Origin of the sequence: Nonomuraea marmarensis, assembly GCF_043197025.1 — a bacterium.
Classification (GTDB): Bacteria; Actinomycetota; Actinomycetes; order Streptosporangiales; family Streptosporangiaceae; genus Nonomuraea; species Nonomuraea marmarensis.
The window spans coordinates 70197-83851 of record NZ_JBICRM010000029.1 but is presented as its reverse complement, the minus strand read 5'-3'; the positions used below and the strand labels follow the sequence as shown (position 1 = coordinate 83851).

The window sequence follows — 13655 nt, the reverse complement described above, 5'->3', positions numbered from 1 at the left end:
GAAGGCCGCTCGCACGCCGCGCTGATCTGCAAGCCCGGCGCGGTCACCCAGGTCATCGAGACCGCCACCCGCACTGTTTGCTGACGACCCGTCCACCTCAGTTGGCCTCTCGCATGGGGCCAGCCTCACCGCTTGTGGGCGACCACCTGATCGCCGCGGCCCGGAAACACCATGACCAGCACATGCTGCGGGAGACTCTCCGCCCAGACGGGTTCCCGATAGTGCACCCGCACGCGATAGCGCCCCCTGCCCCATACGGCGAGGTTCAGCGGCACGACCGAGCCTGCAGCCACAAGCTCGGATCTCCCCGTCGGGCTCTCGTACCCGATCTCCACCACCTTGTCCCACCCTGCCACCTCGACAGGCGGCCGGCGCCGGTACGTCTCCGCGGTCACGCAGATGTCCGCTTCACCGTCGGTGGAGATCGCCAGGTTCCCCGGCGTGCTGCCTACCAGGTCATGGTGCAGGGCAGGACGTTCGTCCGAGGTGAGTTCGTGATCCTCGAACGCCTGCAGCCCCGTCTCCGACCGTACCCGGTCGCGGGCCACGCCCACGGGCTTCAGCAACGGCCGATGCCGAGACCGATCGCAGGCCTCCTGGCTCGCCGCTTCCTGACGTTCGATCTCCGCCTGTTCGGCGGCGATCTCTCTGTCCGACTGCCGTGCCGCGGCGGGACAGATTGGCAGGATCAACGAGACGTGCACGGTGATGTCCGGATACGGGGCACATTGTCTGCGGCCATATGCCAGCAGCAGATGATCGGGCATCGTCGGGAAGGCGGTGCGCGCGTTGCAGAGAAAGGCCCGCTCACCGCGGCCTGGCCCCGGCCGGCATGCGTCGCCGCCGGTGACCGGCCCGGTCGTGACATCGGTGACGGGCAGGAAACACAGCAGCGCTCCCACACCCAGTCCTGACACCGCACGCCTGAACTCCGGCCGCCGGACGAACCGTCGCATCCGATCCCCGGGCACCCGTACCGCCAGCAGGGCACACACCGCGGCCAGCGCGAGAGCGAGGTCACCGACCAGGAAATCCGCTACACAAGGCCAGAAGACGCGTCAACGCCCACATCGACGCCGAGCGACAGCGCGCCGGAACCATGCACCAGCAGAACGCCGGCCGCCGGGACCCGCACGAACACCCGGCCTACCCGCTCACGACCTCTGCGGACGGCCGTCGCGTGCACCACGCAGGCCAGCAGCAGCACGGCCACGGCGGAATATCGCGCCGGCGTCCGCCACCGCAGCATCGCCCACGCACTGGAATCGAACTCCAAGCCCGAGCAGAGTGGCGTGCCCAGCAGAGCGAGGTTTCCTCCCGACCAGGGAAACACCGTCCACATGCCCACCACGGCCAGGACTCCCGAGATGGACCACCACAAAACCGATCGCGCATACACGAGTGGACAACCCAACGTGAGCTGGAAAGCCCGGATCTCAGTTCCGTGCGAATCCACGCCCGGGTGCTGGGCCACTCGTCGGACAAGGCGAATTTGGCATAGGCTCCGGTCGGGCTCCTGACCGGAGCGCTTGAGCGCGCGTTCGATCGAGCGCGGATGCACCCGCCGCCCGAACCGCTCGGCCACCGCCCGGGCCAGATCCGCCGCCCGCAGTGAGGGATCGGCGGCCAGCAGTGCCCGGATGTGCTCGACAACGTCGGGGGTGAGCTTGTGCGCGCCCCGGGGACCCGGCTTGGCCGGGACCGGCGCCGCCAGCCCGCCCTCGTCGAATGCGGCGGCCGCCTGGTAGAAGGATTGGCGGGAGAACCCAAAAGCCGAGGCGGCAGCGCTGACGCTGGCCCCGTCCTCGCGGACCCGGCGCACCATCTCGTACTTCACCTGCACCAGGTCGCGTGGGTCGAAGAAGTCCGCAGCGACGATGACTTCGTCGGTGACGGCCTGCGGGCGCGGATTCGATGTCCTGTTCGCGCGCAACGCCTCGGCCTTCGGATCGGGCCTCTTCTGCCTGGGCATGCCACCTCCCGAACCATCGCGTCCAGGAGATTATGTTCAAGCAGATCTGACACCTCACGGCACCACGCCGCTGGCAGCCCCGTCTCCGCTGATTACTTTTGCCATGAAGCATCGGCAGGCAGAGCAGCGACACCGCTACGGCCAACGCGATCGACATAATCATCGCGACACTCACGGCGTAATCCACCTGACACCCGAGCGCGTCGCTGATGGCCTGCCAGCACTCATCTGCTCGACGAGATCGGCGAGCTTCAGCAGGTCGTCTGTGCGGAATGCCGCACGACCATCGGCCATGACGACGAACGGGTCCTCGGCGACGACGTCGGTCCACTCGGCCGGCAATGAGACCAGCTCACCGCAGGTGTCGTAGACATATACCCGATCACCGTTGCCGTAGTTGTTACGGCGCTTGACGAACTCCAGCACCTGATCGAACAGCGGATGGAATCGATGCGTTACCCGGACACGGGCCGAGTATGGCGCATCATCCGCATCGCGCGCAGTCGACGGCGAGGTCCAACAACACCGGCGAGCGCGCGCTGCGCCCGGTCAAGACGCAAGTGAAGATCTCCGGCTGCCATCAATCCGAAGACGGTGCCGCGCACTGGCTGACCGTCCGCTCCTACCTCGACAGCGCCCGCAAGCACGGGCTGAGCGCCTTCGAGGCGATCCACCGCGCCTTCACCGGCAACCTCTGGATGCCGCCCGTCGCACTCGACGCCTGATCAGCACGTATCACCCAGCGTCACAGAACCTTCTGATTGCTTACAGGAAATCTGCGCTAATAGCGGCCACCGACCGTTACGGCGGCGTGGTCAGGCCATGACGGTAGGCCAGAGCGACGAGCTGGGCCCGGTCGCGGGCACCGAGCTTGGTGAGGGCGCGGCTGACGTGGGTCTTGACCGTGGTCTGCCCAATGAACAGCAGCCCGGCGATCTCCGCGTTGCTCATTCCTTGGGCCACAAGGTCGACGACTTCGCGCTCACGCTCGGTGAGCTGGTCGAAGAATTGGACGGATGGCTGCGACGGCCCGGGACGGCGGGCGAGTTGGGCGATTAGTCGCTGTGTCAGCCCGGGGGAGAGGAGAGCCTCGCCTCCGGCGACGACGCGGATGCCGTGCAGCAGTTGCGGCGGATCGGTGTTCTTCAGCAGGAATCCGCTGGCGCCGATGTCGAGTGCCTCTATGACGTACTCGTCGAGGTCGAAGGTGGTGAGGATCAGTACGCGGGCTCCGGTCAAGTCGGGGTCGGCGACGATCTGCCGGGTGGCTTCGAGGCCGTCCGTCCCGGGCATCTGGACATCCATGAGCACGACATCGGGCCGGTTCAGGCGGGCCAACTCAACCGCCTCGGCCCCGTCGCTGGCCTCTCCGACGACCGCCATGTCGGGGGCGTTGTCGACCAGGATACGGAAGCCGCCGCGAACCAGCGCCTGATCGTCGACGATGAGGACGCGTATGAGGTCGGATGTCATGCTTGCTCCGGGAGAGGAAGTACGCAGCGTACCTCGAAGCCGCCGGCCCGGTGCGGCGCGGCGCTGAAATCGCCGTCTAACGCGGCGACCCGCTCCCGCATCCCTCTGAGCCCGTGCCCGCTGCCGTTCACGTGGGGTGCCTTCGCCTGGCCGTCGTCACGAACTACCAGCGTAAGCTGGCGAAGCTCGTAGCTGATCGAGATGACGACAGATCTCGCTCTCGCATGACGGCGGACGTTCGTGAGAGATTCCTGAATGATCCGGTATGCGGTCACGTCTACCGCTCGAGGCAGGGGGAGAGCATCGCCCGAGATGGTCAACTCGGTGCGCAGCCCTGCCGCATGGGCCGTCTCGAGCAGAGCATCCAGCCTGTGCAGGCCGCTCCTGGTTGGGGTGGGTTCGTCACCACCACGCAAGGTCCCGAGGATGGCTCGAACTTCGGTAAGCCCCTCGTCGCTGAGCTTCTTGATCGCGGTCAGCGCCTCGATGGCCTGGCCCGGCTGCTGCTCGATCACGTGTAGCGCGGCGCCCGCCTGCACGCTGATGGCGGCCATGGAGTGGGCGCACACGTCGTGGACCTCGCGGGCGATGCGCACCCGCTCATCGGCCGCGATGCGAAGCGTTTCCTGCTCGCGGGCTCGCGCTTCGCGGGCGAGTTTCTCGCGGGTGGCAGCCTGCTGCTCGCCGTACCAGTAGACGGCGGTGCCCAGGGCGAACGCCGCCACTGTCACCGCCACCGCGTTGATCACCGGCTCCTCCAGCAACCTGGTACGGAGCGGCAGGCCTACCGCGACGGTCGCGGTGATCGAGTTCAGTACCACTGCGACGAGACCCCAGCGCCAGCCGCGCAGGGCGGTCACGGTGTAGCAGGCGATCAAGGGGGCTGCGGTCATGGCACGCCCGGGGTATCCGGCGAGCAGCCATCCCAGCGTGGCCGCATCGGTAGCGAGCAGGGCCGGTATCGGGAAATGTCGGCGCAGCGCGACGGCGACGGAGGCAATGACGATCAGCCCGAATGCGCCGACATCCACCGGCCGGCTAGCCCCTGATGAGGTCCATGCCATGACGGAGGCCCACACCGCCACGGCCACGGCCAGCAGAGCGTCGACTACGGTCCTGCGGGTGTGGGCTGGCATGATCCCAGCCTAGGTCGGAGCCGCCGTGTGCCACATCAGCCCAGCGGAGTGGTTCCCACGTACTGCCTGATGCGCATGGGTGTAGTCCGGCGGATGACCCTCTCGCCCACAATCAGCCTCACACCGGACGACGATGACCCGTCGTGAGCAGCAGAGTCGTGAGTCATGGAAATCATGCTCATCGTCGGATATGCGGCTGCCGCGGCTCTGATCGTGGCCTACGTCGTCGCCGTCCGGGCACGCTCGTCCAGGCTGGTCCGCGGGGCGCTCGTCGCTGCCTCGGTCATCGCGCTGATTCGAGTCGCAGGCGCCGGCTATCTGTGGTGGATCAATTGGGCTGCCGCTGCCGACGTCGTTATGGTGGCCTTGCCCGCGGTGGTCGCCGCGGTGCTTCTGGCTCCGCCGCGGGGAAGCGTCGCGCGCTGGCGGTTGCGGACTGCCGTTCTGGCTGCGGTTCTTCAGGGCTATGCCACCTTCGTTCCGCAGGCCCCGCCGTACCTGACCACAGTCGAGGTCATGGCGGCCGTGCTCCTCCTGGGCGGAGCGTTGGCGCGCTGGTGGGAGCACCGGTTGGCGGGTCCGCCGCGCCGTGGACGCACCGCCGGCCTGATAGCGGCGATCGTGCTGCTCGTCGCATCCGGTACGGCTGGCGCCTGGGCTGTGAGCAAGCTGCCCGAGCGCGCGAGCATGATGGACCACGGCAACCTCGACTACGGCGGCCGTTCCGACGTCTCGGCCCACGCCGCCATGCAGCACCCGCATGCTGCGAGCCCCGCTGTCGACATCAGCACGCTGACCGGGCCGCAGGGCGAACCGGACCGGCGTATCACGCTCACCGCCGAGACCGCCAAGGTCAAGCTCCCTTCGGGGGAGACCGTGGAGGCCTGGACGTTCAACGGCACGCTTCCGGGCCCCGAGCTGCGGCTGAAGCAGGGGGAATTGGTGGAGGTCACGCTGGTCAACAAGGACATCCCGGCAGGCGTGACCCTGCACTGGCACGGTCTCGACGTGCCCAACGCCGAGGATGGAGTCGCCGGGCTCACCCAGGATGCCGTCCAACCTGGTGGGCGGCACGTGTACCGGTTCGTCCCGCAGCAGGTCGGCTCGTTCTGGTACCACTCCCATCAGCAGTCGGATGCCCAGGTAAAGCGGGGCCTGCTCGGCGCGCTGGTGGTGGAACCCGCCGATGGGCCCGTGAGCGGAGTCGACGTCACCGCGATCGCGCACGCCTATCCCGTCGGTGACGGCAGGGTGACCGCCTTCTCCCTGGGCGGGGCCACGCCCTCGTCGCGAGTGTCGCGCAAGGCGGTCAAGCCGGGCACGCCGGTCCGGTTGCGGCTGGTCAACGCTGACAACGAGGCCCGCGGGTACTCGTTGGCAGGTGCGCCTTTCCGGGTGTCCGCAATCGACGGCACCGACCTCACTGGAGCATCGGACATCACAGGGAAGAGCCTGTTCGTGGCCGGGGGCGGCCGCTATGACCTCACATTCACGATGCCGGACGGCCCGGTGCAGCTCGCCATCACCGAGGACGAGAACGGCGACGGCAGCGCCGCGATCCTGCTGTCCCCCGACGGCGCGGGCGAGGTGCGCACCATCACCCCTGGACCGACGCTGGACCCGACCAGCTACGGGAGTGCGGCCCAGACACCGTTCGGGGCACGTAGCGATTTCGATCGCCAGTTCACGATGCTCCTGAGTCAGGGATTCGGGTTCTACGACGGCCAGTTCCTCCTGAAGCGGACCATCAACGGCGCGCTGTTCCCCGATGTGCCGAGCCTCGTGGTGCGCAAGGGCGACCTGGTCAAGGTGACCTTCCTCAACCGCAGTTTCAGCGAGCATCCGATGCACCTGCACGGCCACCACATGCTGGTCCTTTCACGCAACGGCACGCCGTCGACGGGCAGCCCGTGGTGGACCGACACTCTGCAAGTCTCGCCCGGAGAGAGCTACGAGGTCGCCTTCCGAGCGGACAAACCGGGCCTGTGGATGGATCATTGCCACAACCTGGAACACGCCGCCCAGGGCATGACCATGCACTTGATGTACGAGGGATACACGACCCCCTACCTGGTGGGCGATGCGACTGGGAACAACCCCGAGTGATGCGGGATCAGAGCAGCACGACAGGAAGGCCGCAGATAAGGCCGACGGATCTGGCGATGCGGGCCGGACGGCGCCAGACCCCCCATCTACGGCGCCCGGCCGCGGCGAGCAACGGAGTTCGATACCTGCCCGCCAGCTGGACGATCGTGCTTTCGGGAGTGCTCATCACGCTCTCCAGCCGCCACTCGACGGAAACGGATTCGAGTGCCCCGGTGAGCAGCATGAGCACGCTGAACTCCAGCTCATCGTCGTTGAAGAGGAAGGCGGCCGCAGGCTCGAAGGCAATGGACCAGGGCGGGGTGAACAGGAGGGCCACGGTGAGGGGGGACCCGGCTGTGGCGGCCATGTGCGCGGCCTGAAGCATGATATTCGGATCGAACTCGCCGCTCTCGGCGATCACGATGATGTGATCTGCCAACGGGATGTCCCGCGTGTGGCCTGGGTCGGCCCGGTTATCGCAGGCGGGCGAGTTCGAAGAGGGCCTCGAAGTCGTGGGCGGCCTCGATGGAGCACAGGGCGGCGGCGAGAAGGATCGCGGCGGCGACGGCCAGGGGCAGGGTGCGGCGGCCGGGTGGGGTGGTGAGGAGGGCTGCTACCCGGCGGGGCACGGGTCCCGCGGTGCGCAGGGATGCGGAATGGCGGCCGAGGATACCCAGGGCGGTGGCCGGGAAGCGCGAGCGGGCGCCGGTGCGGGAAGAGGCCAGGGCGGCCTTGCCCACGGTGCGGGCGACCCGGCGGCGGTCGCCGCAAGCGGCCGCGGCGTCCTCATCGGCCCAGCGTTCGACGGTGTAGGCCACGGCGCTGGCCAGGGGCCGCAGCAGGGGGTTGGCGGCGGCGGCCAGTTGGGCGGCGGCGGTGAACAGGTAGTGGCGGCCGGCGAGGTGGGCGCGTTCGTGGGCGAGCAGGATGTCGCGTTCGGCCGGGTCGAGGGCGTGCAGCATGCCGGTGGAGACGACGATGCGGCCGGGCAGTCCGGGCACTGCGTAGGCTTCGGCGGCGGGGTCGTCCATGATGACCACTTCGCCGGTTCCGGGTAGACAGGCGGCTTCGGCGGCGGCGGCGAGCAGGATGCGGATGCGGCGCCAGAACATGCGCACGGCGGCGGCCGCCGCCGCGGTCAGGAGCGCGCCGGCGATCAAGGCGGTCCACAGGGCTGTCGGGTCGTCGCGCTGCATGACACGCGCGGACCAGTGACCCAGGGCGGCCACGAGGGGGAGGCGGGCCAGCCCGGCCAGCGCCAGCAGGGCGAGCGCCGCGGAGCTGGCGGCGGCCAGCGCCACCGCGGAGACGGTCAGCAGCCAGGTGGCCAGCCGTGGATGCAGGCGGTCGGCCAGCGGCCGGGCAGCCAGAGCGGCCAGGGCCGGCAGGAGCAGGGGCAGGTAGACGGCGAGGCGCATGCGCGAGTGCTCCTTACTGCCCGGGGTACTGACCGGGGTCGAGGTCGGCACCCAGCAGGCGGCGCAGCAGCTGCTCCTCGCCCGCGGCCAGGTCGTCGACGAAGCGGCTCAAGACGGCCTCGCGGTCGGGTTCGTTCTCCAGGACCTGACGCATTTTCCGGGCGGCCAGGCCGGGTTCGTCGGCGGCAGGGGTGTAGGCGAAGGCCCGGCCACGAGGCGTGCGCACGAGCACGTCCTTGTCATGCAGCCGGGACAGGGTGGTCACTACGGTGCTATAGGACAAGGCGCCGCCCAGAGCGGTGCGGACCTCGCCGGGAGTCAGCGCCCGCGGCGCCGCCTTGCGCAGGACGGCCAGGACCTCGGCCTCCAGCGCGCCGCCGGGCCGGCGCCCACCCGCCGAGACGGCGTCGCCGTGCGCGTTCGCAGCCATCGAGTTGGTCACCCCTTCCGCTATCTTCTACAGTCGTGTAGAACTTCTACTATTGTGTAGAAGTCGCGTTTGTTCGACAAGTGTGCCATGCGCACCCATACCTCCGCATCGCCGGAGGGGGGACGCGGGCGGAATGAGGAAATCCCGTTGTCCCTGCTGTCCTATGCCGCGCTGTTGTATGCCGCCGGGCCGCCTGCCTGGGCGCTGGCGGTCAACCCGCTGGATCCGACCTCGCTGCTGACCAGCCTGGGTACGGTGGGGGTCTTCGCCGTGCTGTTCGCCGAGACCGGGCTGCTGATCGGGTTCTTCCTGCCCGGCGACTCGCTGCTGTTCACCGCCGGACTGCTGTGCGCCACGTCGGCCGGCGGGGTGCGTCTGTCGCTGCCCGCGGTGCTGGCGGCCGCGGCGGCGGGGGCGCTGCTCGGCGCGCACACCGGCTACGTGATCGGCCGCCGGGCCGGGCGTCCCCTGCTGGAGCGCAGCCGCAACGCGCACCTGCGGCGCGGTGCGGCCCGCGCCGAGGAACTGCTCGCCCGCTACGGCCACGGCAAGGCCATCGTGCTGGCCCGGTTCGTGCCCGTGGTGCGCACCGTCCTCAACCCCCTGGCCGGCGCGCTGGGGGTGCCCGCGCGCATCTTTGCGCTCTGGCAGGTCGCCGGAGGGCTGCTGTGGTCGCTCGGGCTCACCCTGGCCGGATACGCGCTGGGCTCCACCATCCCCGACGTCGACCGATATCTGCTGCCCGCGGTCGCCGTCATCGTCGCCGCGTCCCTGATCCCCCTGGCGGTGGAACTGCGCCGCCACCGCACCGCCCACCGCACCGCCCACCGCACCGCCCACCGCACCGCCCACCGCACCGCCCACCGCACCGCCCACCGCGACGCCGCGCACCGACGCGAGGACTACACCGCATGACCGCCATCGCCGCCGTGTCCCTATCCGGCCCGCTGTCTGGCCCGCTGTCTGGCCCGCTGTCTGGCCCGCTGTCCGGCCTACTGTCCGGCCCGCTGCCCGTACTCGACGGCCCCGCCTTCGACGGCGGCTGGTACACCGCAGTCACCGATGCCGCCCGGCACACCGCCTGGCTCAACGCGCCGGCCGAGGCGTGGACCACCTACGGCGTTCTCGTCTTCGGCGTCCTGCTCGCCGCCGCCTGGTGGCGCGCGCGCCACCGCGGCGGCCGGTCCCTGACCGCCGCCCTGTGCGCGCCGCTCACCACCGCCGCCGCCCTCGCGCTCAGCGCCGCGATCAAGCTGGTGGCGGCCGAGGCGCGTCCGTGCCGCGCCTTCCCGAACGCCTTCCTCGTGGAGGCGTGCCCCCCGGCAGACGACTACTCCTTCCCCAGCAACCACGCGACCCTGGCCGGCGTCGTGGCCGTCGGCGTGCTGCTGGTCAGCCGGCGCCTGGGCGTCCTGGCCGGGATCGCCGCGCTGGCGATGGCCGCCTCCCGCGTCTACGTCGGCATCCACTACCCCCACGACGTGCTGGCCGGTCTGGCGCTCGGCGCCGGCGTCGCCTGGGCCGGCCATCTGCTGCTGCACCGGCCGATCAGCCGGCTCATCCAGGCGCTCACCCGCACCCGCCTGCACCCGCTGCTCGGAACGGCCCCGCCCGCCGTGGTCGTGCCCGACGCCTACGGCGCCCGCCCGCCCGCGCTGGTCCCGGAGGGCAGGCCCGACGGGGAGGGCAACGGATGAAGATCTCCTTCCTGATCCACAACGTGTACGGGATCGGCGGCACCATCCGCACCACCGTGAACCTCGCCGCCGCGCTGGCCGGCACCCACGAGGTGGAGATCGTCTCGATGCTGCGCCACCGCGCGCAGCCGCGCTTCGCCATCGATCCCCGGGTCAGAGTGGTGCCCCTGGTCGACATCCGCCCCGGCAGCCGGGACAGCAGCGATCCCCTGCACCACGAACCGGCCCAGGCCTTCCCCGCCGCCGAGGGGCGCCACCGACAATACAGCCGGCTCACCGACCAGCGGGCCGAGAGGTACCTACGTGACTGCGGCGCCGACGTGGTGATCGGCACCCGCCCCGGCATCAACGTCTACCTCGCCCGCTTCGGCTCCCCGCACGCCCTGCGCATCGCGCAGGAACACCTCACCCACGACACCCACAGCAAGAGGCTGCGCGCCGAACTGGCCCGCCACTACCGCACCTTGGACGCCGTGCTCACCACCACCAACGCCGACGCCGCCGCCTATCGGGCCAAAATGTCGTTGCCGGGAGTGCGGGTACTGGCCATACCCAACAGCGTGCCCGAACCGCCGAACCCGCCCTCCGACGGCACCACCAAGGTCATCGCCGCGGCCGGGCGGCTGGTCCGCGGCAAACGTTTCGACCTGCTCATCGAAGCATTCGCCGAGATCGCCGCCACGCGCCCCGGCTGGCGCTTGCGGATCTACGGCGGCGGCACCGAGCAAGAGCGCCTGCAGCACCTCATCGAGCGCGCCGGCCTGACGGGCCGGGCAGCGCTGATGGGAGCGCACGCGCAGATCGAGGCCGAGTTCGCCAAGGCCTCGATCGTCGCGGTCTCCTCCGACGCGGAATCCTTCGGGATGACCATCGTCGAAGCGATGCGCTGCGGCGTGCCCGTGGTCAGCACCAACTGCCCGCTGGGCCCGGCCGAGATCATCCACGACGGGGTGGACGGCCGGCTCGTCCCCGTCGGCGACTCTCATGCGCTGGCCCGCGGGTTGCTCGACCTCATCGACGACGAACCGGCACGGCGCCGCATGGGCGCCGCCGCACTCGCCGAGGCCCGCCGCTACGACCCCCGGGCCATCGCCAGCCGCTACGACGAACTGTTCGCCGACCTGCACGCCAGCCGCCGCGCCCGCACCCGGCAACGCCGCCGCGCGAGGCTGCGCGCCCGGCTGAGCCGGGCCGCCCGCCAGATGCCCCATCTGCACCGGCTTCGCGCGCTCATCCCGTCCGTGCCCCGGGAAAGCCGCCGCTGACCTCGCTCCGAGGAGGGCACGATGTGGTCGAAGCACCGAGGCGGGAGAGGGCAGCGGTGAGGACCGCGCGGCCTGACAAAGCCCTTGGCCGCACTCCGCGCTCACCCGTACGCCGCCACATCGGACCAACCCCTCGCAGCAGCACGGGCAGCAGCACGCAGATCAGCGGCTGCAGGAATGTCACTCGGCCACAGCAGGAGTGCGGCGGGCCGCCGCCGCCACCGCAGCCACCACGACCGCCAGGACCGCGTAGCCCCCGGCCAGGCCCGCCGCCGCGGCCAGGCCGCCGACCAGCACAGGGCCGCCCGCGTCGCCGAGCTCGCGGCCGAGTTCGGCCGCGCCCATCGTCTGGCCCAGGCGTTCCTCGGGGGTGGCCGAAGCGAGCCAGGCGAAGGCCAGCGGGGTGATCAGCCCGGTGCCGGCCCCGATGCCGATGGCGGCCAGCAGCACGCCGGGCAGGCCGGGGAGATGGACTCGACCACGTCGACGCCCTCGCCCGCGTGTCCTGTCCGCTGTTGGTGCTCCACGCCGACTGGCGTCGCCTGCCCTCGCACGGTCTCATCGGCGCGATGGACGACGAGGACGCGGCCCAGATCAAGCGGCTGGTACCACACAGCCATTACCAGAAGATTCACGCCAACCACGTGATCCACATGTTCAAGCCCCGCCAGTTCGTGGCCGCGGTAGACGCCTTCCTGTTGGATACGACCTCTGCGGGCGAGGGTGCTCGACGCACCTAGATCGCGGATGCGGGCGTCGGTGGGTCGCGCATCGAAGCACGCCGCCGCCAAAGCGCGGACGGCCATCACCATGGGGACCCGAGGTCAGTCGGAGGCTGGGGCAAACCCCGGCGGGAGGCGCTCACCTCCATCATCTCTGTCAGCGGCCGTGGTTTTCGTGGGCCGGTTAAGCAGCAGGTCGGCAGCGCGGACGAGAACCTGGGCTCGTGTGCGGTCGCCGTGGTCGGCGGCGAGGAAGTGCTCGCCGATCGCTACGCAGAAGGCGAGCAGGCTGCGGGCTTCGACTTCGTCGGCATCGGAGCAGAAGGTGCCGATCATTTGGCGCAGTAGTGCCATGCGCCGGTTGTCCACTCGTCGCAGGCGCTCGGCGACCGCCTCGTCGCGCCGGGCCCAGTCTCGGATCGCGAGGTCGATCGGCAGCAGGCGGTCGCTGGAGAACGTGAGCACGCCCGCGCGCTGGATTTTGGTCCTCGGATCGCCGCCCTCGCGCTCGACGCGGTCGATCACCTCGTCGATGCTCTCCCGCTCCCAGGCGTCCAGCATCGCCTCCAGCAGCGCGTCGCGGTCGGCGAAGGACCCGTAGAACCCGCCTTTCGTGACGCCGAGCTTCTTCGCCAGCGCCTCGACGCGGACGGCATCCAGGCCGCCGGCGGCCAGCGCCCGTAGCCCCTCCTCGATCCACTTGTCACGCGGCGTGCGAGTCGCGCCCACGATGTGCTTCACCTAGCCTCCCCTATATACGCCACCGTATAAATGAGCTAACCTGGATTTATACGGCATCGTATACGTGAACGGAGACAGTGGGATGACCGTCGGCTTTGTGGACAGTGCCGTGGGGACACACAACATCCCCGAATCCGTTCGCGCACTTAGCTCGTTGCCTGACATCGACTACGCCGACCAATTCACCCTCTCCCCGGACGCGGACGAGGACGCGGACGCAACACCGGAGCAGTGGGCTCGGGCGATGTTCGGCGACGTCCCCAGCGTCGCGGAATCGCTGATCTGGCGCGGTCTCCTCGGTTTCCGACTCAGCCGAGGACGATCGCCGGCCACCGTGGCCGGATGGCAGATCGGCGAACGTGGCGAGGATTGGATCCGGCTTGAGGCTGCTTCCTGGTTTCTGACCGGCAACCTCCTCGTACAGACAGCCGATGGGCGGGTGTCGCTGGGGACCTTTCTGCGTTACGACCGGCGCCTGGGCCATGGCGTGTGGCCCCCGTTGTCCGTCATCCATCGCCGACTGGTACCCGGGGTGCTCCGCGACGCCGCGGCAAGGATTCGAGCATCCCGATGAGGAACGGACGCAAACCTTGAAAGGCGCGAATGTGGGTGGCGAACCGGTCACGGGCGCGCCGGTTTGGTGTGTGGCCGTTTCGGCGGGCTGGGCATAGCCGGTCGCGGAGGCCGGTTGGCGCTGCCTGATGTCCTGTCTATCG

16 protein-coding genes and 1 pseudogene are annotated in these 13655 nt (G+C 69.8%); 7 read left to right on the top strand and 10 right to left on the bottom strand.

From position 1 onward, the window contains the following. Nucleotides 1-125 precede the first annotated feature (125 nt). The 3 genes and pseudogenes from ACFLIM_RS36085 to ACFLIM_RS36075 form a co-directional block, all read right to left on the bottom strand. Entirely contained in the window at nucleotides 126-902 is a 777-nt protein-coding gene (locus tag ACFLIM_RS36085) for a hypothetical protein (RefSeq protein ID WP_393172863.1), read from the bottom strand. Nucleotides 903-1036: 134 nt separating this feature from the next. Continuing rightward, complete coding sequence (locus ACFLIM_RS36080; protein WP_393172862.1) at nucleotides 1037-1972, bottom strand: helix-turn-helix domain-containing protein; 936 nt, start codon at nucleotides 1970-1972, stop codon at nucleotides 1037-1039. Between the two features lie 171 nt (nucleotides 1973-2143). Continuing rightward, nucleotides 2144-2419: pseudogene (locus ACFLIM_RS36075) on the bottom strand (DUF5372 family protein); the annotation flags it as partial. A gap of 29 nt (nucleotides 2420-2448) precedes the next feature. Here ACFLIM_RS36075 and ACFLIM_RS36070 point away from each other — a divergent pair. Further along, a complete protein-coding gene (locus ACFLIM_RS36070) occupies nucleotides 2449-2697 on the top strand; it encodes a hypothetical protein (protein ID WP_393172861.1) in 249 nt (82 codons plus the stop codon). 76 nt (nucleotides 2698-2773) lie between these two features. Here ACFLIM_RS36070 and ACFLIM_RS36065 read toward each other — a convergent pair whose 3' ends face one another. Next, nucleotides 2774-3445, bottom strand: a complete 672-nt coding sequence (locus ACFLIM_RS36065; protein ID WP_393172860.1) for a response regulator — start codon at nucleotides 3443-3445, stop codon at nucleotides 2774-2776. Beyond that, entirely contained in the window at nucleotides 3442-4581 is a 1140-nt protein-coding gene (locus ACFLIM_RS36060) for a sensor histidine kinase (RefSeq protein WP_449291491.1), read from the bottom strand. The genes ACFLIM_RS36065 and ACFLIM_RS36060 overlap by 4 nt, the downstream gene beginning before the upstream one ends. A gap of 165 nt (nucleotides 4582-4746) precedes the next feature. On the opposite strand from ACFLIM_RS36060, the gene ACFLIM_RS36055 reads away from it, so the two are divergent. Then, entirely contained in the window at nucleotides 4747-6687 is a 1941-nt protein-coding gene (locus ACFLIM_RS36055) for a multicopper oxidase family protein (protein ID WP_393172858.1), read from the top strand. 7 nt (nucleotides 6688-6694) lie between these two features. On the opposite strand, the gene ACFLIM_RS36050 is transcribed toward ACFLIM_RS36055, so the two are convergent. The 3 genes from ACFLIM_RS36050 to ACFLIM_RS36040 are packed head-to-tail and all read right to left on the bottom strand — an operon-like array spanning nucleotide 6695 to nucleotide 8514. Beyond that, nucleotides 6695-7087 carry a hypothetical protein gene (locus ACFLIM_RS36050; protein ID WP_393172857.1) on the bottom strand — a complete coding sequence of 131 codons (393 nt, stop codon included), beginning with the start codon at nucleotides 7085-7087 and terminating at the stop codon, nucleotides 6695-6697. A 52-nt stretch (nucleotides 7088-7139) separates the two neighbouring features. Beyond that, on the bottom strand, nucleotides 7140-8084 hold the full coding sequence (locus ACFLIM_RS36045; RefSeq protein ID WP_393172856.1) for a M56 family metallopeptidase: 945 nt from the start codon (nucleotides 8082-8084) through the stop codon (nucleotides 7140-7142). Between the two features lie 13 nt (nucleotides 8085-8097). Continuing rightward, complete coding sequence (locus tag ACFLIM_RS36040) at nucleotides 8098-8514, bottom strand: BlaI/MecI/CopY family transcriptional regulator (protein ID WP_393172855.1); 417 nt, start codon at nucleotides 8512-8514, stop codon at nucleotides 8098-8100. 147 nt (nucleotides 8515-8661) lie between these two features. Here ACFLIM_RS36040 and ACFLIM_RS36035 point away from each other — a divergent pair, with 147 nt between their 5' ends. The 3 genes from ACFLIM_RS36035 to ACFLIM_RS36025 are packed head-to-tail and all read left to right on the top strand — an operon-like array spanning nucleotide 8662 to nucleotide 11476. After that, on the top strand, nucleotides 8662-9429 hold the full coding sequence (locus ACFLIM_RS36035) for a DedA family protein (RefSeq protein ID WP_393172854.1): 768 nt from the start codon (nucleotides 8662-8664) through the stop codon (nucleotides 9427-9429). Beyond that, the gene (locus ACFLIM_RS36030) at nucleotides 9426-10211 is read left to right on the top strand and encodes a phosphatase PAP2 family protein (RefSeq protein WP_393172853.1); all 786 of its coding nucleotides are present in this window, start codon (nucleotides 9426-9428) and stop codon (nucleotides 10209-10211) included. The genes ACFLIM_RS36035 and ACFLIM_RS36030 overlap by 4 nt, the downstream gene beginning before the upstream one ends. Next, nucleotides 10208-11476, top strand: coding sequence for a glycosyltransferase family 4 protein (locus ACFLIM_RS36025; protein ID WP_393172852.1), 1269 nt, complete (start codon nucleotides 10208-10210; stop codon nucleotides 11474-11476). Before ACFLIM_RS36030 ends, ACFLIM_RS36025 begins: the two co-directional genes overlap by 4 nt. 180 nt (nucleotides 11477-11656) lie before the next feature. Here ACFLIM_RS36025 and ACFLIM_RS36020 read toward each other — a convergent pair whose 3' ends face one another. After that, nucleotides 11657-11926 (bottom strand): hypothetical protein, encoded by a 270-nt coding sequence (locus ACFLIM_RS36020; RefSeq protein ID WP_393172851.1) that lies wholly within the window; start codon nucleotides 11924-11926, stop codon nucleotides 11657-11659. A gap of 119 nt (nucleotides 11927-12045) precedes the next feature. On the opposite strand from ACFLIM_RS36020, the gene ACFLIM_RS36015 reads away from it, so the two are divergent. After that, nucleotides 12046-12216 (top strand): hypothetical protein, encoded by a 171-nt coding sequence (locus ACFLIM_RS36015; protein WP_393172850.1) that lies wholly within the window; start codon nucleotides 12046-12048, stop codon nucleotides 12214-12216. 84 nt (nucleotides 12217-12300) lie between these two features. Here ACFLIM_RS36015 and ACFLIM_RS36010 read toward each other — a convergent pair whose 3' ends face one another. Continuing rightward, entirely contained in the window at nucleotides 12301-12939 is a 639-nt protein-coding gene (locus ACFLIM_RS36010) for a TetR/AcrR family transcriptional regulator (RefSeq protein WP_393172849.1), read from the bottom strand. 82 nt (nucleotides 12940-13021) lie between these two features. Here ACFLIM_RS36010 and ACFLIM_RS36005 point away from each other — a divergent pair, with 82 nt between their 5' ends. Beyond that, nucleotides 13022-13513 carry a hypothetical protein gene (locus tag ACFLIM_RS36005; protein WP_393172848.1) on the top strand — a complete coding sequence of 164 codons (492 nt, stop codon included), beginning with the start codon at nucleotides 13022-13024 and terminating at the stop codon, nucleotides 13511-13513. Nucleotides 13514-13655: the final 142 nt, after the last annotated feature.